Raw genomic sequence first — 18,962 nt, 5'->3', positions numbered from 1 at the left:
GGTTGACCACGGCGGCGGCGCCGATTAGCGTGGCGCCTCAGACAGATAACCAAGAAAACGCGAATCGGCGTCGGGGATAGAGGCATGGCGGGAAAGACGGTCACACGCGCCGATTTGAGCGAGGCCGTCTACCAGCAGGTCGGCCTTTCGCGCACGGAATCCTCCGCCCTCGTCGAGACGGTCCTGTCCGAGATCTGCGCCTGCCTCGCGAGCGGCGAGACGGTGAAGCTGTCCTCGTTCGGCTCGTTCGTGGTGCGCAGCAAGGGCCGTCGCGTCGGCCGCAATCCGAAGACCGGCGTCGAGGTGGCCATCGAGCCGCGCCAGGTCATGGTGTTCAAGCCGTCGAACGTGCTGAAAGCCCGGATCAACGGCATGAACGGGGCCGGCGACCACGACGACGACGAATGAGCGCCCCGATCGCCGCCGCCGAACCGCCCGACAGGGCGGTTCAGGAGAAGAGCGCCACCGCTTTTCGCACCATCAAGGAAGCGGCGGACGAACTCGACGTGCCCCAGCACGTCCTGCGGTTCTGGGAGACGCGGTTCGCGCAGGTGCGCCCCGTGAAGCGCGCCGGCGGGCGGCGCTACTACCGTCCCGACGACATCGACCTCCTGAAAGGCATCCGGAGCCTGCTGCACGGCCAGGGCTACACCATCAAGGGCGCGCAGGGGATCCTGCGCGAGAAGGGCGTCCGCTTCGTCCAAAGCGTCGGCCGGGGCGAGGCCGTGGTCGCGGCCCCCTCGGTACCGGAGGATCCGAGCGTCGAAGACGGGGCGGGGGGCGAGGGTCTGCCCGAGGAGACCCGCGCGCTTCTGGAAGCCGTCCTCCAGGACCTTTACGCCTGTCGGGCGATCCTCGCCGACCTGCGCCACCTGCCGGATTCTGCCGACACCGTAGGCTGAAGGCGACACGGCCTGTCCGGCACGATCGCGTTTCGCCCTCGACGCATCCCCTTCGCATCCCCACATCGCCTGGACGCGTTCGCCCGCCCGATGCCGCCGCACGGGGGCGCGGGCCGTCCCGGAGAGTTCACGATGCTGCTTGCCCGTTCGACCGCCGCCCTTGGCCTCGGTTTCCTGCTGACTGCCCCGGCCCTCGCCCAGACCACCGTGACCCGCAGCGAGACGGCGGCACCCGGAAAATCCGTGCGTCTCGCCATCGTGCCGAACCTGAAGAAGGATTGCTCGGCGGGACCGATGCCGGAGATCCGTGTGAGCGGCGCGCCGAAGAACGGCTCCCTCATCACCAAGGTCGGCAAGATCAAGACGCCCGCAAGCTACCGCTGCCCCGGCAAGGAGGCGGCCGTGCAGGCGATCTTCTACCAGAGCAAGGATGGCTACACCGGCACCGACGAGGTGACGGTGGACGTCAAGGATTCCGACGGCAAGGTGCAGACCCAGAACATCCGCATCACCGTCGACGGTTCGAAGAAGGAGGCCCCGGCCAAGGATGCCGGCAAGGCCGCGACCGACCTGTGACGCGGGACTCCGGCCCGGAGGCGCCCCCTCCGGGCCGGGTGTGGCGCGCAATCCACGCTCGCCTTACGTGTCGACCGCGCTGCGACAAAACTGGGCCTGTCAGTTGCATCCCAGCCGAGACAGGATGAAGCTGGCACTGTCGTGAGGGGATCGGAAAGCCTATGCCGTCGACAAACGACCTGTTCCAGAATTTTGCCCGGGGTTACGAGGCGCGTCGCGATACGGAGATGAGCCTCTCCGAATTTCTCGAGGCGTGCCGCAACGAACCGTTGATGTACGCCACAGCGGCCGAGCGCATCCTCGATGCGATCGGCGAACCGGAATTCGTGGACACCGCCAAGGACGCGCGCCTCGGCCGGGTGTTCATGAACCGCACGATCCGGGTCTACCCGGCCTTCTCCGAGTTCTACGGTATGGAGGAGACCATCGAGCGGATCGTCTCGTTCTTCCGCCACGCCGCACAGGGCTTGGAGGAGCGCAAGCAGATCCTCTACCTCCTCGGCCCCGTCGGCGGCGGCAAGTCGTCCCTGGCCGAGCGCCTCAAGGCCCTGATGGAGGTGCATCCCATCTACGTCCTGAAGGCCGGCAACGAGGTCTCGCCGGTGTTCGAGAGCCCGCTGGGGTTGTTCGATCCGGAAACGATGGGGGCCGAGATCCAGGAGCGCTACGGCATTCCGAAGCGCCGTCTCACGGGCCTCATGAGCCCCTGGGCCCTGAAGCGCCTCGACGAGTTCAACGGCGACATCTCGCGGTTCAAGGTCATCAAGGTCCGCCCGTCGCGCCTGCGCCAGATCGGCGTCGCCAAGACCGAACCGGGCGACGAGAACAATCAGGACATCTCGAGCCTCGTCGGCAAGGTCGACATCCGGCGCCTCGAAACCCTGAGCCAGGCCGACCCCGACGCCTACTCGTATTCGGGCGGGCTGAACCGGGCGAACCAGGGCGTCCTCGAATTCGTCGAGATGTTCAAGGCGCCGATCAAGATGCTCCACCCCCTGCTCACCGCGACGCAGGAGGGCAATTACGTCGGGACGGAGAACATCGGCGCGATCCCGTTCACCGGCGTGATCCTCGCCCACTCGAACGAATCCGAGTGGCAGACCTTCAAAACCAACAAGAACAACGAAGCGTTCATCGACCGGATCTACGTCATCAAGGTGCCCTATTGCCTGCGGGTGACGGAGGAACAGCGGATCTACGAGAAGCTCGTCTCGGGCTCCGAACTCGCCCAGGCCGCCTGCGCGCCCGGCACCCTGGAAATGCTGGCGCGGTTCTCGGTGCTGTCGCGCCTGCGCGAGCACGCCAACTCCAACGCCTTCTCGAAGATGCGAGTCTACGACGGCGAGTCCCTGCGCGAGGTCGATCCCCGCGCCCGGTCCATGCAGGAATACAAAGACGCGGCCGGCGTCGACGAGGGCATGGACGGCATCTCGACCCGTTTCGCCTTCAAGGTGATGGCGGCGACCTTCAACCACGACACCACGGAGGTCTCGGCCGATCCCGTGCACCTCATGTACGTGCTGGAGCAGGCCCTGCGCCGCGAGCAGCTCCCGCCCGAGACCGAGAAGCGCTACCTCGAATTCATCAAGACCGAGCTGGCGCCGCGCTACGCCGAGTTCATCGGCCACGAGATCCAGAAGGCCTATCTCGAATCCTACCACGATTACGGCCAGAACCTGTTCGACCGCTACATCGACTATGCCGATGCGTGGATCGAGGATCAGGACTTCAAGGACTCCGAAACCGGCCAGTTGCTGAACCGCGAACTCCTGAATCAGGAGCTTACGAAGATCGAAAAGCCGGCCGGCATCGCCAACCCGAAGGATTTCCGCAACGAGGTCGTCAAGTTCGCCCTGCGTTCGAGGGCGCAGCACGGTGGGCGAAACCCGTCCTGGACGTCTTACGAGAAGTTACGGGAGGTGATCGAACGGCGGATGTTCTCCCAGGTGGAGGAACTGCTGCCGGTGATTTCCTTCGGCTCGAAGAAGGACGGCGAAACCGAGAAGAAGCACGGCGAGTTCGTCGATCGGATGGTGGCCCGCGGCTACACCGAGCGGCAGGTCCGCCGTCTGGTGGAATGGTACATGCGGGTCAAACAGGCCGGATAACGCGAACCCCTGATGACGGTGACCGCCGCGAGGGCGGCGGTCACCACCGGACAGTCCAAACCCGCGAGACTCTTGAGGGCGAAGGCAAACACACCGGATGCACATCGTCGACCGCCGTTTGAATCCCGGGGGCAAGAGCCTCGCCAATCGCCAGCGCTTCCTGCGCCGGGTGAAGGACATGGCGCAACGCGCCGTGCGGGAATCCGCCCGCGAGAAGGACATCAAGGATCTGGGCAAGGACGGGCGGGTGTCGGTGCCCCTAGACGGGGTGCGCGAGCCGCGCTTCTCGCGCCAGTCCGGCACGGGGCTGCACGACCACATCCTGCCCGGCAACAAGACCTACGTGGAGGGCGACCGCATCGAGCGCCCGCCCTCAGGCGGTGGCGGCCGGGGTTCGGGCGAGGGCGGCGACGGACAGGAGAACAGCGAGGACGCGTTCCGGTTCGTCCTCACCCGCGACGAGTTCCTCGAACTCTTCCTCGAAGACCTCGAACTGCCGGATCTCGCCAAGCGCCGCCTGTCCGTGGTGGAGACGGAAGGGCTGCGCCGAGCCGGCTACACCGTGTCGGGCTCGCCCGCCAATCTCGCGCTGACCCGCACCCTGCGCAATTCCATGTCCCGGCGCATCGCCCTCAAGCGCCCGAAGCCCGACGAGGTCGCGGCCCTCGAAGCGCGCATCGCGGAGACGCCGTCGAGCCATCCGGACCTGCCGGACCTGCTCCTGGCGCTCGCCGCCCTGCGCGAGCGCACCAAGCGCATCCCCTACGTCGATCCCATCGATCTGCGGTACCGGCGTTTCGAGCCCTATCCGCGTCCCGTGGCGCAGGCGGTGATGTTCTGCCTCATGGACGTGTCGGGCTCCATGACCGAGCACATGAAGGACCTGGCCAAGCGCTTCTACATCCTGCTGCACATCTTCCTGACGCGGCGCTATCGCCACGTCGAGATCGTCTTCATCCGCCACACCGACAAGGCGACGGAGGTGGACGAGGAGACGTTCTTCGGCTCGCGCGAGACCGGCGGGACGCTCGTCTCCTCGGCGCTCGTGGAAATGAAGCGCGTCATCGCCGAACGGTACGACCCCAACGACTGGAATATCTACGCGGCACAGGCCTCGGATGGTGACAACGTCTCCTCCGACGGCCCGACGGCGACGGAGCTGTTGCGCGCCCACATCCTGCCCGCCTGCCAGCACTTCGCCTACCTCGAAGTCGGCGACGAGAACGGGCCCCGGGCGGGCTTCGTCGAGCACCGTACCACCCTGTGGCGCACCTACGAGGGTCTGGCCAAGTCCGGCGGCGCCATCGCCATGCGCAAGGTCAACCACCGGCGCGACATCTACCCGGTGTTCCGGGAGCTGTTCGGGCGCAAGGACGCGCGGGCCGAGGCGGAAGCCTAAGGCCACGACGGGATCCTTCTCCCCAAGCGGGGAGGGGACGAGACGCACCGCTTGGGAGACAGGACAGCCATGGTCGGCAGCATCATCCGCCCCGCGCGCAATCTGGGATCGGCCGGCCCGCAGCCGCTGTTCACCGGTAACGACTGGGACTTCGACACGATCAAGCGCATTCACGACGCCTGCGAGACCATCGCTGGCGAGGAGCTCGGCCTGTCTTGGTACCCGAACCAGATCGAGATCATCACCGCCGAGCAGATGCTCGACGCCTACGCCTCCATCGGCATGCCGCTGTTCTACAAGCACTGGTCGTTCGGCAAGCACTTCGCCCAGCACGAGGCCAGCTACCGGCGTGGCATGATGGGGCTCGCCTATGAGATCGTCATCAATTCCAACCCGTGCATCTCCTACGTCATGGAGGAGAACACGGCGACGATGCAGACCCTGGTGATCGCCCACGCCGCCTTCGGCCACAACCACTTCTTCAAGAACAACTACCTGTTCAAACAGTGGACCGACGCCGACGGCATCCTCGACTACCTCGATTTCGCCAAGGCCTACATCACCCGTTGCGAGGAGCGCTACGGCCACGGGGCGGTGGAATCGGTCCTCGACGCTGCCCACGCCCTGATGAATCAAGGCGTCCACCGCTACCCGCGCAAGAAGCGGCCCGACCTCGCCTCGGAACAGCGGCGCGAGCGCGAGCGGGCCGAGCACGGCGAGCAAGTCTACAACGACCTCTGGCGCACCCTGCCGCAGAAGATCGCCGGCGTTCGGCCCGATCTCGCCGCCGAGCGCCGCAAGGCCCTCCTCGAACTGCCGCAGGAGAACCTGCTCTACTTCCTGGAGAAGGCGGCCCCGCGCCTGAGGCCCTGGCAGCGCGAGATCCTGCGGATCGTGCGCCTGGTGGCGCAGTACTTCTATCCGCAGCGCCAGACCAAGGTGATGAACGAGGGCTGCGCCACCTACTGCCACTACCGGATCATGAATTCCCTGTCGCAGAAGGGCCTCATCGGCGAGGCGGCCTATCTCGAATTCCTCACCTCGCACACCAACGTCGTCCGGCAGCCGAACTACAACGAGCGCGGCTACAACGGCCACAACCCCTACGCTATCGGGTTCGCCATGATGCAGGACATCGCCCGCATCGTGGAACAGCCCACCGACGAGGACCGCGCCTGGTTCCCCGACATCGCTGGCACGGGCGACGCCATGGCCACCCTGCGCGACATCTGGGCGAACTACCGCGACGAGAGCTTCATCGCGCAGTTCCTCTCGCCCAAGCTCATGCGCGACATGCGCCTGTTCCACGTGGTCGACGATCCCGACGAGGCGGAGCTGCGGGTGGAGGCGATCCACGACGAGCGCGGCTATCGCAAGATGCGACGCTCTTTCGCGCGCCAGTACGACGTCGCCTGGCTCGATCCCGACATCGAGGTCATGGATGTCGACCTCGAGGGCGACCGCCGCCTCATCGTCCACCACAAGGCGCTCAACCGCATCACCCTGGAGAAGGACGATGCCAAGCGGGTGCTACAGCACCTTGCCGACCTCTGGGGATACGAGGCCGTCCTAAAGGAGGTCGATCCGGCCACCGACGAGGTCCTCGCCGAGCACCACGCCAGCCCCCGGCCGATCTTCTTCTGAACGGAAGATTTCTTTCGAGCGGGCTCCTCGGCCCCCGACATCGAGGACCAAATGGAAAAGGCCGGGATGCTGAGCATCCCGGCCTTTTCTCGGTACGGTGGAGCCGGCCTTTCGGCCGGTCCCCGTCAGATTGGTCGGAGTAGCAGGACTTGAACCTGCGACCCCCTGTCCCCCAGACAGGTCTAAGTCGTTGAAATCGTTAGTCGCGTTTCCGCATCCAGACTGTAGAGACGCCGCCGTTTCCCGTCAATGGATTTGACGGACGGTAACGTATTTTCGCCGGATACCTACCTGTCTCATAGGTGATTAAGTCGGATTGAACCGAACGTCTAAACCGACGTTATCACCCGTGTTGCACAACGCGGAGGAAAATTGATGTCGGTAGCAGTCGTGAACATGAGCCCCACCGAGAGCGCGATCGTGGAGGTTTTCGGGGTCCTGATTGGCGCCATAGTTGAGAGCGACGAGCAGCGCGAGCGAATCGCCGAAAACCTTGGCAGTTTGCGGGATCGCTACGTCGAAGAGGGCGGCGCCGCCGCAGACGCTGGGATTGTCATTATTGACAAGCTTGCTCGGTTCAATCCGCCGCTCGTCCCTGCGGCCGACAAGTGACAAAAAAGCCCGCCGCGGTTCACCGGGGCGGGCTTCTTAACGGGCTCGGGGGAGCCGGATCAGGCCGGGGCGACGGTGCAGGCGCCGGGGCGAACCTTACGGACCTTGCCGGCGTCGTCGGTCGTGACGACGAACTGACCGTCGATGCTCGTGACTTTGGCCGTGAACTCGGTGCCCGAACGGCCGGTCTTGAAGGTGACGGTCGCGCCGACGGTCGGCTTGCTCTGCTCGCTCATGTTCTCAATTCCCGCTCATGTTTGGCGCCTCGGCGCCGTGCTGACAGGGGGAACAATGCGAAGAACTCGGCTCGGCCGGGAGGCTGTTTAAGTTGCCCTGAAGTACCTGCGGAGTCGGAAGAATTGGTACTGAGCCCGGCGATCGGCGCGCTCGCCTCGCAATCTGCAATCACGGTCGCCTGATCGGGGGCCGCCGTTGCCGGGCTCAGTGACAGGACAATCGCCCGTCTCGGCCGCGCGCGGGAGGCTGATCGGATCGCCCCAAGAAAAACGGATCAGATACGAAAAAACCGCGTAACGGAGATTGACCGTTACGCGGTTTCTGCGTAAAACACTCTTGCCCGGCGCCGGTGCCGGGCACCACAGAGGAGAAAGAGATGATTACCATCTCGATCACTCTGCGGTGGAAGAGTTGGCGACTGATCCTCGCCATCACCTTCTAAACCGCAGGGGCCGGGGGAGGTCGAAAGGCTTCCCCCGGTTCCCAGCGGAGAACATAGCGATCCGAGGGAGTTTCAGCAATGGACGCCAAAGAGAACGCGAAGCCGCTCACTGAAATCCGCACCCGGCTCGGATGGCCTCAAGTCGCCATGGCGCAGGCGATGGGCCTGAGCTTGCGGGCCTATCAAGCGTTAGAGGCGGGGGAGACCCCTATCCGCCAAATCCATCTGCTCGCCGCCGAGCGCGTCTCGATGCACCATGCTTGCATTCAAGGCCGCCCCGAAATCACGACCGGCACGATCAGAAGCGAATGCCTCGACCTCGCCGCCATGATTCGCGGCACGCAAAAAAAGCCCGCCACGGCTAACCGGGCGGGCGAGTCAGAAGATACCAATGCAGGGGAGGCGGCGCTTAGCGTGTAGGTGGCTCCATCGGTGATCGCCTCGTGCCGGCGCGGCTTGATCGGGGGTGGGTAACGCTTCAGTGCCGGATGACGATGCCCGAGCAGGCCGGGCATTGGGAGATTGCTCGGGTCGCCCCTTGCGAGCGTCTAGGCCGAGCCGTAGAGCGATTCGGATGAAGCCGATCGCTCTCGCCCTTGCCGCATCCCTGATCGCCCTTCCAGCGTGTGCCGAAGGCACACTGGGCGGAACTATTCAGAGCTTTACAAACTCGTTCAATGCGGGTGCCGCGAAAGAGCGTCTTGGCTTTAAGTTGAAAAAGCCATCGTGCGAATCTTCTATAAAGACATCTTGCAAATTTGTAGACGGGGAAGATTTAGGTATCCTCGCCTCAATGGATGGAGGCGAGATAGGATTTCTAGTTTTACTCTTTGATCTTGCTTCGAAACGCGCCGACAAAATCGATGCTATAATCAAAACCGTAGTTAAATCTTATTCAAACGATTTAAGCGATGACGAGTCTCGATCTTTATCGAACAAGATTGCGAAACAGGCTATGCTGAACGACAAGTCCACCATTCAATTCGGCGGGATCAAGGTCGATGCGTCTATAGTCGCGGGGTCTAAGCTTATGGTGGGCTTTACTCGGCCGTGATGTATCGGGCGCGTTACGCCGCATGGGCGAGCCGGGGCGGGAGGAAGTTGACCCTATGCCGGCCGATCTCGCCCCGGTGCCGGTGATACGTGAGGGCGTTCAGCGCCTTTCCTGAACGATATCCACCGCCGTGCGCGTAAGCGTCCTTCCCGGCGATCGTATTGAAGCTCTCGACGCGAACCGTGCCGACCTCGCGGGCCGTCTCGTGATGGATATGCCCGAAGAAGACCGCCTTGTGATGGCACTCGCCCCAATCGACCGGGCGATCCTCGGCGAGCATCATCGCCATGCGCTCGGGCTTCATCGTGTGTCCGTGGGTCGCGCCGAGCAGCACACGGCCGAAGCGATGGTAAAACACGAGGCTCGGATCGTCATCGACCGTGATGCGCGGATTCCGCTCGTAAAAGATCGCCAGGGCGGCCGTGAGGGCGGCCGTCGCGTCGGGGTCATGATTGCCGGGGAGGAAGCGAACCGTGACGCGCTCGTGCTTCTGAGCCGCAAGCTCGATCATATCCATCGCGAGGCGGATGCCGGTCTTCAGAACCTTCGGCCACCGCCCGTCAACGTCGAGAATGTGGCCGCTCGCCGGGGTCTGATTCTTCTGATCGTTCATGTGGAAGAAGTCGCCGAGGCCGAGGATCACGGCCTCGCGGCTCGGCCGAGACTGAGCGATCAGGTCGCTCGACATCTCGCGCGCGCGGTCGGCCGCGATCTTCAGGTCATAGGACTCGCCGACCTCGCGGCCCCATGCGTGCATCCCGAGATGAAGGTCGGGGAGCGGATAGACGGTCAGAAGGTCGGCGTCGGACACGGCCGGGAGCGGGAGCAGCGGGGCCGCGCCTTGGTACTCGGCGAAGGCCGTCCGCACGGCGTCGATCACGGACTCGGCCTTCCCGACGGCCCGCGTCTTGAGCCACTTCAGGCGCACGCGGTTCTCATCATCGACGAGGGCCGAGACGGCGCCGACCTCGTGCCCGGCCGGGACCTCGAAGACTTCGCCGGCCTCGCGGGTCTGTTTGACCCAAGCGCCGTCGGGCGTGCGGCTCGAAACCTGTTTGACCTCGAAGCCCGGCATGACCGGCGCGAACCCGGCAAGGCCCCGCTCGGTCGCGCGCTTCAGACGGTTGCGGAAGGCGTTGCGGGACAGGCCCGAGGCGTCGGCGGCGGCAACTTCCGTCGGATGCGCGGCCCTGAGCGCGACCGCGGCCTGAAGGTCTTCGTCGGAAAGGTGCGCGCTCATTTCGCCTTCGGCTCCCGGCCCTCGATCAGCTTCGTTGCGACGCCCTCTTCCTCGCGCGTCAGTTTCGCGAGGGCGTCTTCGATATCGCCCATGCGCCGCGCGAAGGTGATCCGAGCGGACTCGGGCGCCTTGTCGATCGTGCGGCTCAGGGCGGTCTTCTCATTGCGCAGCAAGGCGCGTTGCGACGTGATGTCCCGAAGCTGACCTTCGAGGATCGTCGTCTTCACGTCGGCCACAGCCGACACGACGGTCGCGATCTTCCCATCGACGTATTGAACCGTCGCCGGCATGGGGAGACCGAGAGCGATGTACGTCGAGCCGATGGCCGTCGCGACGCCGAGGGCCTTCGCGAGGCTCCCGGCGACGGTGGAAAGGGTGTCGAGACTGAACATGGAAGAGATTTACCGGGCGCGTTTGGCGAGGATGGCGCCGACGATGCCGGTCGCGATCTTGCCGCCGACGGCGATGCCGAAGAAGCTGAGCAGGATCGCGCCTTGCCATTCGTCGAACGGCCGCGGGAACGCGGGGACCTTCAGGCCGAGCTTGAAGCACGTATCGAGGGCCACGAGGTTCAGGTGTGCGACGAACGGGAAGGCCGTAAAGAACGTTAGGACCCGCATCTCGAAGAAGCCGGCGGTCGCGAGTCGGACCTGTTGCGAGAGCCGATCCGCTTCGAGCTTGGCCTCGAGTTGCTTCATCGCGACTGACGCCTTGACCCGCTCGCTCTCGACGGCCGAGTCCTTGAACTTCGCGACCGTCGAGGCGAGGGCCTTCACGGTATCGCCCGTGAAGGCCGAGATCAGCCATCCGATCACGGCTCGCCCTCGCGGCGGGCCGTCACGGAACCCGAGGTCGCGACCCTGAGCAGGCCGAAGACGACCGTCAGCATCAGCGTCACGCCCTCGGTCTTCTCGGCGGGCACGCCGAGCATGAGCAAGAGCGGCTTCAGGTCGATCGCGCCGAGCACGTCGGCGAGACCCACGAGGGCGAAGAAGACGGCCGCGAGGATCGTCTTCGACTTGTACCAGACCTTATCCATTGGCGGCGGCTTCCCGGTAAGCATCAGCGCGGGCACCCTGGACGCGCGCGCGGTAGGCGAAGACGGCCGCGGTCACGACGAGCATGACGGCGACGCCGCCGACGGCGTAGGGCCACAGGTCGGGGGACATCACGGCATCGCTCGGAAGGGCGGCCGGGGCCGGCGCGGCTGCGGCCGAGGCGGTCGCGGACTTCTTCGCGGCGATCCTCGCCTTGCCTGCCTTCACGGCCTCGGCCTGAAGCTCGGCCTTCGCGACGGCGGGCGAGGTCCCGACGGCGAGAGCCCACGAGACGGCGGTCGCCTCGACGTGGGCGACGCGGGTCGTCCAACCCTTGCCGAACGTCTTGAAGGTCGCGAGGCCGCGAAGGAACGCCATGCGGGCCGCGCAAAGCTTCTGGATCTGCGCCTTCGTCGAGCCGGCGCCCTTGGCCGCCTCGTGCCACTTCTTCGCGCGCGAGACGCCCGAGTTCACGGCAGGGTCGAAGACAGCCAGGTCAAGGCCGACGGGAAGCGCCTCGCAACCGGCGGGCGTGAAATACTGAGCCCGATAGATCGAGGCGATCTTCTCGTCGGTCAGGTTCGGGATATCGAGGCCGGGATGCGCCGACGCCGCGATCCCCCTCAGGGTCCCGACGAGCTTGCCCTTGCCAACCTTGCCCCCGGTCCAATTGCCGGGGTCCTTCGGGTTTTTCGTGAATCCGCCCTCGTGCTTTAGGATTTGCGCGAGGCACCGGGGGAAGTTGGACGAAGCCATAACGGACCTTCTTTGCTGAAGGTCATTCTTTCCCGTCCTTGCGCGCGACGCGGGACCGTTCGAGTCGCCTATACCTCACAACGCAAGCACGTCATCAGGTAGGACCAAAGTCTCCGAAAAAAGCTCCCTGCTTGACGAGGTTCCGCGGAGAAAATAACATAAAAGTCTTTTTGTAGGATTCAAAAATTGTCAACACTTACAAAGAATCAGCATTATGTCTGGCGGGCTTACTTGGATGAATGGGCGGACAAAAATAGTAACATTTATTGTTTCATGCAGGACAAAGTAAAATTATTTCCAGTGAAATCTGCTAATATTGCAGCAGAACGTTTTTTTTATCAATTAGCAGAATTGAATGATGCCGAAATTGAATGGGTTAATTTATTAATAGATAGGGCCTCCAATGAACAGCTACGGGATTTCCACCGGGAAACGCTTAATACTTTCCAGCTTGTTTACCGGCTGCGCAATAGAATCCAAAATGCTTCAGAGCTTTCTAAAGAAGGATTCGAAATGATGTCCAAAGAACTCGATATCGCAGAAAAAATGCACGGCGAGAGATGGCACGGTTTCATTGAAAATATGGCGCAGGTCTCCCTAGAAGAACTAAAAAAGTGCAGTGCAGACTTTTATAATGATAAAGTTGAGGGAAACCATTTCATTCATTTTATTTCACAGCAATTTTTTAGAACGCCGAAGTTAAGAGCAATGCAGATCAGAAAGTATCATCCCATGTGGCATCGAGGTCTTGATCTTGATAAAACTTGGTTCATAGAAAGCCAAATATTTGCAATGAATATGTGTGTTGGTATATTGATTAGTAAAGATTTATACAAATTCAAATTCCTCCACAACGCAAATAAAGTACCTTTTCTGACTAGTGATCAGCCTGTGATTAGTCTTGGCGCAGACAATGAAGGAATGCGCCTTTACTATCCATTGAAGCCGAACCTTGCAGGTTTGTTCGAAAAAGATACCAATGCCGCGCTAAAATCAGAAAAAAATATCGGAGTTATGGAGCTTGAATTTTATAATAACAAAATATATCAGCAATCTTATAATCAGTTATACTGTAATAGTGCTGACTATCTGAAAGAGATAATATCAATCCCTAAGAACGTTATTGATAAGTGGTAGCAAGTCGTGGATTTATGCAGATAATTACCATAACATTCACTGAAGTTTTATTTCGTTGTATCATCGTCCTCACCGCTTTCGAGGGTCAGCACGGTCTTCAGGCCGCCGTCGTCGAGGGTGTGCGCGGCCGTCTTGCACGAATAGAGTCCATCGACATCAGGATCGTTCGCGAGGAACATGATCTTGCATCCAGCGAAGAACTTCAGGTCGCCGATCATCGTGATCGAGACCGACACCTTGCCGCGGTTCAGCGAAGCGAGTTGAACCTTCGCGGCCTGCTCGGCTTCCTCGCGCGTCTTGTAGAGCTTCCGGTCGCGGTGTTGCGGCTTGCCCTTGCCGCCCGACGTGATCCACTCGCGCTCGCCGGTCTCGACGTTTTGCCAGGACGCTGACGCGCTTTCATAGGCGCCGCGTTCCGAGCCCGTCGCGGACCAATCCGTAACGTCGGCCTCGCGGATGACGAAAGTCGGGGCGGCGCTACCGTCGGCGAGACGGCCGCCCCCGGCCTTCGTGAAAAGAAGCTTCCCATCGGCGGGCTTGAAGTTCGCGCCGACCCGCTTCGCGAGACGCGAGAGGAACTGAAGGTCGGACTCCCCCGATTGGTCGATATGGCCGATCTTGATCTTCGCGATCTCGGGATCGACCTGAGCGGACTTCTTATGTTTGCCGGCGACTTCCTTGACGATCTCGCCGACCGTCTTCTTATGATAAGACCTAGACTTCGGGCTCTTGATGTCCGTCGTGACATCAGCCGCCTTCGCCGACACGCTCATCTTGCGAGGCGCGCCGGTTTTCGTCCACTGATCGACCTTGTATTGTCCCATATACTTGACGCCCGCGTTCGCGTATCCGAGCGAGACTTGAACCGTCGAGCCCTTCTTCGGGGCGCGTTGCCGGGCGCGATTGTCGATCTCCATCGTGACCGCATCGCTCTTCGTGCCTTCGTTGTCGGTCACGGTGATCGACATCAGCGGCGCGCGTGCGTCGCCCGACGTGAAGCCGCTCGGGACCATGACGCCGCCGCCGACGAGCGGGATGCCGAAGGGCGCCGGGATCAGGGTGCTCGTGATGTCCCCGCCGTCCATCGTGATCCGAACCGCGGGGATCACGAAGTGGTGCCCCATAGGCGGATGACGGGCTGCGCCGGCTCGGGCGCTACGGTCGGGATCACGACGGGCAGGCCCTCGGGGAGAACCGTGCCGGCGGCGGCGAGGCCGGGGTTCGCCCGAAGGATCGCCTCGGTCGCCCCGCGAGTGCGGCCGAAGTGATCGAGCGCGATCAGGTCGGCCGTGTCCCCCTGTTGCGTCGTGTAGTCGTGGGCCATGCTCAGGCGTACTTCTCAAGCTCGACAGAGAAGTCGATCTTGCGAGCCGCGCCGTCGCTCATGAAGGCTTCTTTTCCCTCTTCGATCGACATGACGACCCACCGATCCCAATTGACCCCCGTCCCATCGACCATATTCAGGGGTTGCCCGCGGCCCGCCTGAGCGCGCATCGCATCGACCTGACGCAATCCCCCGCGGAAGTGGGGAAAGATCACGCCCGAGATCGTGAGCTTATCGGTCCCCGGCCCCATGAACTGATGGGCCGGGGCCGAGCCGATCCGCTCTTGCGTAGGCCAGCGCCAAGAGGTCGAACGCTGGAGCCGGTCATATCCGCCCGTCGTCACTGCGAAGCGGTAGGCGCCGAGCGCCATCATTACAAAGCCACGCATCTTAGTCGCTCAGAAGCCCCCGCTGATCGGATTCGTATTGCGCCAGGACCCGGCGCACGGCCCGCTCGGCTTCGCGGGCGATGTCGGTCGCGCCGCCGTTGCCGCCCGAGATATTCAGCTCGACCTTCACGTCGCCGCCCCGAACGTTCCGGGTCTGCGTCTCGCCGCCAGAGCCGCCCACGCGAGCGACATCGCCTGCCGATGGCGTGCGAAGGGCGGGCCTGCCATCCTGACGACCGACGGCCGCGATCCGCTCCATGCTGACGGGAGCGACGCCGGCTTGCGCGGCGGGCGCCGTCGGCATCGCGGCCGACGGCATGGCCGGGGTCGCAAGGGGCGAACGGCCGGCGTCCGACAGCTTACGGAGCGTGCCGTTCGTCTCGATCCGCCCGGTCGCGTTCGGCACGAAAATCTCTGGGCCGCGCTCGCCGACGAGATAGGGCAAGCCGCCGCGCACGGGGCCGCCGAGAGCGCGAGCGCCAGCGACCGCCGGGCCGGAAGGTGCCGCCGCCCGAGGGGCCGCACCGCCACCACCGCCACCGCCGAGGCCGATCGCACCCTTCGCGCCTTCCCAAGCGCGTTGCGCCGCGCCCTTCACGGCATCGACGAGGCGGCCCGCGGCGCCCGAGACGCCGGAGACAATCGCGTCGATGATCGCCGAGCCGAGGCCGCCCCAATTGATCGCGAGGACGGCGTTATACCCTTCCTGCGCCTTGGTCTTCAGCATCTCGAAGGCGGCCGGGACCTCGGCGATCTTCGCCCTGACCGTCTCAAAGACATCGACAAGGCCGGTGAAGACGCCCTTGATCGTCTCGATCTCGCGCGCGGTGTTGGCGAAGAGGTTGCCCGATCCGCTGGCGAAGTAGTCCCGGAGCTTGATCCACGCGCCGCCGACGATGTTGAAGAGCGGGGCGAGTTCGCGGAGCGACCGGGCGGCCGTCCCGAGCGAGCGCCCGAGGCTGAAGCCCCACATCATCAGCGTTCCGTCGGGCTTCTTCCCCGTCAGGTCGTCCCACGCCTTGCCGATCGCCGTCAGAAGGCTCGTGACGGGCTTCAGCGCGGATTGCGCCTCGGGGCCGAGCGCGGCCATGAAGCCCGCCTTGAACGTCGTGAACGCCTTCCCGAGGCCATTCCAGTTCTTATAGATGAAGGCGCCCGCCGCCCCGATGCCGAGCAGGATCGCGCCGACGCCCGTGCCGAGCAGCGCGAAGCGGAGAAGCTTCAGCGCCGAGGTCACGAGCTTGACCGGGTTCAGCAACGCGAGCAGCGCGGGGATCAGAGCGCGAGCGCCGAGCGCCAGGGCGCCGAAGACCGCGCCACGGCCGCCGACGGCGCCGAGCAGCATCAGGCCGACGAGTGCCGTCCGCAGGCGCATGATCGAGGCGACGGCGACGGCGACCTGAGCCGCCGCGAAGCCGCGGATCGCCGCCGAGATCATCACGAGCTTCGAGGCGAGCCCAAAGGTCGCGGCGGTCGCGAGCAAGCCGAGGCCGCGCGCGAGCATCCCGACGACGCGAAGGGTCGCACCGGCCGCCATGAGGAACGGGCCGAGCGCAATCGCGGCAAGCCCGAGAGCGCCGACGATCCGCATCAGGGCCGGGCTCTTTTCAGAGAACGACTGAATCCCGTCGGCGACCGCCGAGAGGCCGACGGCGAGCGTCGGGAACGTGGCGCGGCCGAGCGCGACCGACAGCTTCTCGATCGCCGCGCTGACCTCGTAAACCGGGCCGACGATGCCCTTCAGGACGGTCCCGTAACGGCTTTGGGTGTAGCCGTCGGACTCGGTCTCGATTTGCTTCAGAAGGGCCGGAAGGTCTGACTGCAAGAGCGCCATGTAACGCGAGGCGTGCCGGCCTTCGAGGATCGTCGCGACATCGCCGAGCGTCACTTCGCCCTTGTCCATCTTCGATTTAAGGTCGGTGAAGAACTTCATCAGGTCGATCTTCGACCCGGCGGCGACGATCGAGGACTGAACGTTCTCGGCGAGAACCTTCGAGTCGACAGCATCCTTCCCGGCGCCAGCGACGCCCGATTGAATGATCTTCGTGATCGCGGCCGAGAGCTTCACGGGCGAGCCGGCGAGGGCCTTGTCGTTCAGCGCCTTGTCGATCTGGCGCTTCACGGGGGTCGCGTCGATGCCGTCGGCCTGAAGGCCGCTGATGATGCTGCCGCTCGTGACCTTGCGCGCGCCCTTGCCGACATAATCGCCGAGCTTCATCCCGACGCGCTCCATCGCGGCGAGCGCCTTCGGGGGCATCTTCACCATGCGAACGATTGCCGAGCGCATCGCGACGCCCGCGTCGGAACCGACCGAGCCGTTCTTCGCGAACGCCATGGCAAACGCCGAGGCTTGCTCAAGGCTGATCCCGGCGGCCGACGAGGCGCCGCCGACATACCGATACATCTCGCCCATGTCCTTCAGCGACGCCGTGGTCTTCACGGCGGCGAAGGTCATTTGATCCGAGACGCGCTGAGAAGAGCGCATCGACTCGGCGTAAGTCTTCATCGGAAGCTGGAACGAATTGATCGTCCGCGCCATCATGTTTCCGACCTCGGCCGGAGTCATCTCGCCGAGCACGGCGGTCGCGAGAGTTTGGTCGATCGACCCCTTCATCTGATCGAAGTTGAAGCCGCCCTTCAGCATCTCGTTTCCGGTCGTGATGATACCGGCGAGGCTTTGCGGATACTTCTTATTCAGGTCATTCGCGAACCGCTCGAAGTCGGCGCGCTGCGCTTCGGTCGCATCGCCGAGGGCTTCGAGCATGTTGCCGGCCTTCTCAAACTCGAAGGCCATCTTCCCCGCGCCGAGACCGAGCAGGCCGAGGGGTGCCGAGACGGCGGTCGTGACGTTGCGCCCGGTGTCCTGAAGTCGCTTTCCGGCGGCCGACACGCCGCGCCCGGCGTTGCTGACCGCCGTTGAGACGCTGGCATTGATCCCGCGGACCCGGCGGCCGAGGGCCGCGACTTGGCTCTCGGCGCCCTTGATCGCGGCGGGGAGGCTTCCATTGATCCGGCCGCCGATATCGACGAAAACCGAGAAACCCTTCGCCAAAGCCCGCCCCCGCTACTTTCCACGCTTCCGCTTGTTCGCTTTCGCGATGGCGCGGTTCAGTTCTTCTCGGTATTCGAAGGCGGCTTTAGCCCATCCGTTGAAGTCCTCGATCTCCATTTCGAGGATATCTTCGAGGGTGAAGCCGCCGCGGGTCATGTCGATCAGCGTCAGTACGGCCCGGCGAAGGTCTTTTAGTTCGCCGACTGACGCCCCGTGAAAGCCGAAAGCTGCTCGCTCAGGGTATTGGAGTCGATCTCGTCGAGTTCTTCGATCACGTCGGGGCTGACGTTGCAGAGCCGGGCGAGCATGAAGACGCCGCGGTCGCCGTCGGTGCCCTTCACCTTGGCCGCGTCCATCGAGTCGCGGGTCTTCGGGCGGCGCATCGTGAGCTTCGCGTATTCGACGCCGCCCGTCTCGAAGGGAAATTCGAGGGGGACTTCGACTTCGAGGCGCTTATCGTAGTTCTTCTTCGACATGGAGTTTCCCGCTCACAGTTGAAAGGCGCTTTCCGCGCCGGGGAGGAAGGTGACGGTCGGCCCTTACAGGCCGATCGCCTCGCGAATGCTTTCGAGTTCGTCCACGCCGCCGATGTTGCGGATCATGTTGTCTACGTCGATCTCGTGCTGAAGCTCGTTATTCATCGTCAGGCGGTAGTAACGGACCGCCATCGCGACTTCGTGGGTCGCGAGATCGCCGGCCTTCCACGAGCCCATCGTCGAGGTCTTGAAGGACCCGTGAAGCTCGACGACGACCGGGATCGCGCGCTCGCCGTCGCGCTGAAGGGCGCCGCGAATCTGAAGGCGGACCCCATTGCCGTTCATGCGGCCGACGCGCTTGAAGATGTCAGAAACGTACTCGGCGAAGGTCAGCTTCGCTTCCATCGCCTCCTGACCCATGTCGATCTCGGCGACGCCATCCATGCCGCCGCCGCGGTGCTCTTCGGTCTTGAAGTTCAGTTCGGGAAGCTCGACCTCAGTGACGCGACCGGCATAGCTCGTGCCGTCCACGAAGAGGTTGAAGTTACGAAGTACGCGCGGGATCATCGACCTTCAG

General features: G+C 63.6%; 23 protein-coding genes. 10 read left to right on the top strand and 13 right to left on the bottom strand.

What is annotated here, in order from left to right:
• Nucleotides 1–84 precede the first annotated feature (84 nt).
• From MFF01_RS13835 to MFF01_RS13805, 7 genes are all read left to right on the top strand, one after another.
• Nucleotides 85–408 (top strand): integration host factor subunit alpha, encoded by a 324-nt coding sequence (locus tag MFF01_RS13835; RefSeq protein ID WP_238226269.1) that lies wholly within the window; start codon nucleotides 85–87, stop codon nucleotides 406–408.
• Nucleotides 405–902, top strand: coding sequence for a MerR family transcriptional regulator (locus MFF01_RS13830; protein WP_238226267.1), 498 nt, complete (start codon nucleotides 405–407; stop codon nucleotides 900–902). Before MFF01_RS13835 ends, MFF01_RS13830 begins: the two co-directional genes overlap by 4 nt.
• A gap of 132 nt (nucleotides 903–1,034) precedes the next feature.
• A complete protein-coding gene (locus tag MFF01_RS13825) occupies nucleotides 1,035–1,478 on the top strand; it encodes a 4-aminobutyrate aminotransferase (protein ID WP_238226265.1) in 444 nt (147 codons plus the stop codon).
• A gap of 161 nt (nucleotides 1,479–1,639) precedes the next feature.
• Entirely contained in the window at nucleotides 1,640–3,586 is a 1,947-nt protein-coding gene (locus tag MFF01_RS13820) for a PrkA family serine protein kinase (protein ID WP_238226263.1), read from the top strand.
• 97 nt (nucleotides 3,587–3,683) lie between these two features.
• Nucleotides 3,684–4,985, top strand: a complete 1,302-nt coding sequence (locus tag MFF01_RS13815; RefSeq protein ID WP_238226261.1) for a YeaH/YhbH family protein — start codon at nucleotides 3,684–3,686, stop codon at nucleotides 4,983–4,985.
• Nucleotides 4,986–5,054: 69 nt separating this feature from the next.
• Entirely contained in the window at nucleotides 5,055–6,629 is a 1,575-nt protein-coding gene (locus MFF01_RS13810; RefSeq protein WP_238226259.1) for a SpoVR family protein, read from the top strand.
• A 375-nt stretch (nucleotides 6,630–7,004) separates the two neighbouring features.
• Nucleotides 7,005–7,241 (top strand): hypothetical protein, encoded by a 237-nt coding sequence (locus tag MFF01_RS13805; RefSeq protein ID WP_238226258.1) that lies wholly within the window; start codon nucleotides 7,005–7,007, stop codon nucleotides 7,239–7,241.
• A gap of 59 nt (nucleotides 7,242–7,300) precedes the next feature.
• Here the strand turns inward: MFF01_RS13805 and MFF01_RS13800 are convergent, their stop codons facing one another.
• Nucleotides 7,301–7,477, bottom strand: coding sequence for a hypothetical protein (locus MFF01_RS13800; protein WP_238226257.1), 177 nt, complete (start codon nucleotides 7,475–7,477; stop codon nucleotides 7,301–7,303).
• Nucleotides 7,478–7,998: 521 nt separating this feature from the next.
• Between MFF01_RS13800 and MFF01_RS13795 the strand changes: the two genes are divergently transcribed.
• Nucleotides 7,999–8,340, top strand: a complete 342-nt coding sequence (locus MFF01_RS13795) for a helix-turn-helix domain-containing protein (protein WP_238226256.1) — start codon at nucleotides 7,999–8,001, stop codon at nucleotides 8,338–8,340.
• A gap of 154 nt (nucleotides 8,341–8,494) precedes the next feature.
• Nucleotides 8,495–8,974, top strand: a complete 480-nt coding sequence (locus MFF01_RS13790; RefSeq protein WP_238226254.1) for a hypothetical protein — start codon at nucleotides 8,495–8,497, stop codon at nucleotides 8,972–8,974.
• A 13-nt stretch (nucleotides 8,975–8,987) separates the two neighbouring features.
• On the opposite strand, the gene MFF01_RS13785 is transcribed toward MFF01_RS13790, so the two are convergent.
• From MFF01_RS13785 to MFF01_RS13765, 5 genes are read right to left on the bottom strand one after another with little or no spacing between them, the layout of a single operon-like run.
• Complete coding sequence (locus MFF01_RS13785; RefSeq protein ID WP_238226252.1) at nucleotides 8,988–10,214, bottom strand: hypothetical protein; 1,227 nt, start codon at nucleotides 10,212–10,214, stop codon at nucleotides 8,988–8,990.
• On the bottom strand, nucleotides 10,211–10,606 hold the full coding sequence (locus tag MFF01_RS13780; protein WP_238226250.1) for a hypothetical protein: 396 nt from the start codon (nucleotides 10,604–10,606) through the stop codon (nucleotides 10,211–10,213). The genes MFF01_RS13785 and MFF01_RS13780 overlap by 4 nt, the downstream gene beginning before the upstream one ends.
• Nucleotides 10,607–10,615: 9 nt before the next feature.
• Nucleotides 10,616–11,029, bottom strand: coding sequence for a hypothetical protein (locus MFF01_RS13775; protein ID WP_238226248.1), 414 nt, complete (start codon nucleotides 11,027–11,029; stop codon nucleotides 10,616–10,618).
• A complete protein-coding gene (locus MFF01_RS13770) occupies nucleotides 11,026–11,253 on the bottom strand; it encodes a hypothetical protein (protein ID WP_238226246.1) in 228 nt (75 codons plus the stop codon). Before MFF01_RS13770 ends, MFF01_RS13775 begins: the two co-directional genes overlap by 4 nt.
• Nucleotides 11,246–12,007, bottom strand: a complete 762-nt coding sequence (locus tag MFF01_RS13765) for a glycosyl hydrolase 108 family protein (protein WP_238226244.1) — start codon at nucleotides 12,005–12,007, stop codon at nucleotides 11,246–11,248. The genes MFF01_RS13770 and MFF01_RS13765 overlap by 8 nt, the downstream gene beginning before the upstream one ends.
• Nucleotides 12,008–12,193: 186 nt before the next feature.
• On the opposite strand from MFF01_RS13765, the gene MFF01_RS13760 reads away from it, so the two are divergent.
• Nucleotides 12,194–13,144: a DUF4238 domain-containing protein gene (locus tag MFF01_RS13760; protein ID WP_238226242.1), complete on the top strand. Its 951-nt coding sequence runs from the start codon at nucleotides 12,194–12,196 to the stop codon at nucleotides 13,142–13,144.
• A gap of 47 nt (nucleotides 13,145–13,191) precedes the next feature.
• Here the strand turns inward: MFF01_RS13760 and MFF01_RS13755 are convergent, their stop codons facing one another.
• The 7 genes from MFF01_RS13755 to MFF01_RS13725 form a co-directional block, all read right to left on the bottom strand.
• Nucleotides 13,192–14,229, bottom strand: coding sequence for a contractile injection system protein, VgrG/Pvc8 family (locus MFF01_RS13755; RefSeq protein WP_238226240.1), 1,038 nt, complete (start codon nucleotides 14,227–14,229; stop codon nucleotides 13,192–13,194).
• A gap of 20 nt (nucleotides 14,230–14,249) precedes the next feature.
• Entirely contained in the window at nucleotides 14,250–14,468 is a 219-nt protein-coding gene (locus MFF01_RS13750; protein WP_238226238.1) for a tail protein X, read from the bottom strand.
• Between the two features lie 2 nt (nucleotides 14,469–14,470).
• Nucleotides 14,471–14,842, bottom strand: coding sequence for a phage tail protein (locus MFF01_RS13745; RefSeq protein ID WP_238226236.1), 372 nt, complete (start codon nucleotides 14,840–14,842; stop codon nucleotides 14,471–14,473).
• Nucleotides 14,843–14,858: 16 nt separating this feature from the next.
• Nucleotides 14,859–17,909 carry a phage tail tape measure protein gene (locus MFF01_RS13740; RefSeq protein ID WP_238226234.1) on the bottom strand — a complete coding sequence of 1,017 codons (3,051 nt, stop codon included), beginning with the start codon at nucleotides 17,907–17,909 and terminating at the stop codon, nucleotides 14,859–14,861.
• A gap of 12 nt (nucleotides 17,910–17,921) precedes the next feature.
• On the bottom strand, nucleotides 17,922–18,065 hold the full coding sequence (locus MFF01_RS13735) for a hypothetical protein (protein ID WP_238226232.1): 144 nt from the start codon (nucleotides 18,063–18,065) through the stop codon (nucleotides 17,922–17,924).
• Between the two features lie 35 nt (nucleotides 18,066–18,100).
• A complete protein-coding gene (locus tag MFF01_RS13730) occupies nucleotides 18,101–18,385 on the bottom strand; it encodes a phage tail assembly protein (protein ID WP_238226231.1) in 285 nt (94 codons plus the stop codon).
• Between the two features lie 63 nt (nucleotides 18,386–18,448).
• The gene (locus MFF01_RS13725) at nucleotides 18,449–18,952 is read right to left on the bottom strand and encodes a phage major tail tube protein (protein ID WP_283207194.1); all 504 of its coding nucleotides are present in this window, start codon (nucleotides 18,950–18,952) and stop codon (nucleotides 18,449–18,451) included.
• Between the last annotated feature and the right edge of the window lie 10 nt (nucleotides 18,953–18,962).

It is taken from the genome of Methylobacterium adhaesivum, assembly GCF_022179065.1.
Classification (GTDB): Bacteria; Pseudomonadota; Alphaproteobacteria; order Rhizobiales; family Beijerinckiaceae; genus Methylobacterium; species Methylobacterium adhaesivum.
Note: the sequence above shows the minus strand (reverse complement) of the source record. Positions and strands in the feature narration are given on the sequence as shown.

Coding starts and splice junctions, on each gene's coding strand:
- MFF01_RS13835 (WP_238226269.1), top strand. CDS start 85: ATGGCGGGAAAGACGGTCACACGCGCCGATTTGAGCGAGGCCGTCTAC.
- MFF01_RS13805 (WP_238226258.1), top strand. CDS start 7,005: ATGTCGGTAGCAGTCGTGAACATGAGCCCCACCGAGAGCGCGATCGTG.
- MFF01_RS13795 (WP_238226256.1), top strand. CDS start 7,999: ATGGACGCCAAAGAGAACGCGAAGCCGCTCACTGAAATCCGCACCCGG.
- MFF01_RS13830 (WP_238226267.1), top strand. CDS start 405: ATGAGCGCCCCGATCGCCGCCGCCGAACCGCCCGACAGGGCGGTTCAG.
- MFF01_RS13765 (WP_238226244.1), bottom strand. CDS start 12,007: ATGGCTTCGTCCAACTTCCCCCGGTGCCTCGCGCAAATCCTAAAGCAC.
- MFF01_RS13820 (WP_238226263.1), top strand. CDS start 1,640: ATGCCGTCGACAAACGACCTGTTCCAGAATTTTGCCCGGGGTTACGAG.
- MFF01_RS13770 (WP_238226246.1), bottom strand. CDS start 11,253: ATGGATAAGGTCTGGTACAAGTCGAAGACGATCCTCGCGGCCGTCTTC.
- MFF01_RS13790 (WP_238226254.1), top strand. CDS start 8,495: ATGAAGCCGATCGCTCTCGCCCTTGCCGCATCCCTGATCGCCCTTCCA.
- MFF01_RS13750 (WP_238226238.1), bottom strand. CDS start 14,468: ATGGCCCACGACTACACGACGCAACAGGGGGACACGGCCGACCTGATC.
- MFF01_RS13735 (WP_238226232.1), bottom strand. CDS start 18,065: ATGACCCGCGGCGGCTTCACCCTCGAAGATATCCTCGAAATGGAGATC.
- MFF01_RS13800 (WP_238226257.1), bottom strand. CDS start 7,477: ATGAGCGAGCAGAGCAAGCCGACCGTCGGCGCGACCGTCACCTTCAAG.
- MFF01_RS13725 (WP_283207194.1), bottom strand. CDS start 18,952: ATGATCCCGCGCGTACTTCGTAACTTCAACCTCTTCGTGGACGGCACG.
- MFF01_RS13730 (WP_238226231.1), bottom strand. CDS start 18,385: ATGTCGAAGAAGAACTACGATAAGCGCCTCGAAGTCGAAGTCCCCCTC.
- MFF01_RS13825 (WP_238226265.1), top strand. CDS start 1,035: ATGCTGCTTGCCCGTTCGACCGCCGCCCTTGGCCTCGGTTTCCTGCTG.
- MFF01_RS13815 (WP_238226261.1), top strand. CDS start 3,684: ATGCACATCGTCGACCGCCGTTTGAATCCCGGGGGCAAGAGCCTCGCC.
- MFF01_RS13745 (WP_238226236.1), bottom strand. CDS start 14,842: ATGATGGCGCTCGGCGCCTACCGCTTCGCAGTGACGACGGGCGGATAT.
- MFF01_RS13780 (WP_238226250.1), bottom strand. CDS start 10,606: ATGTTCAGTCTCGACACCCTTTCCACCGTCGCCGGGAGCCTCGCGAAG.
- MFF01_RS13755 (WP_238226240.1), bottom strand. CDS start 14,229: ATGGACGGCGGGGACATCACGAGCACCCTGATCCCGGCGCCCTTCGGC.
- MFF01_RS13785 (WP_238226252.1), bottom strand. CDS start 10,214: ATGAGCGCGCACCTTTCCGACGAAGACCTTCAGGCCGCGGTCGCGCTC.
- MFF01_RS13810 (WP_238226259.1), top strand. CDS start 5,055: ATGGTCGGCAGCATCATCCGCCCCGCGCGCAATCTGGGATCGGCCGGC.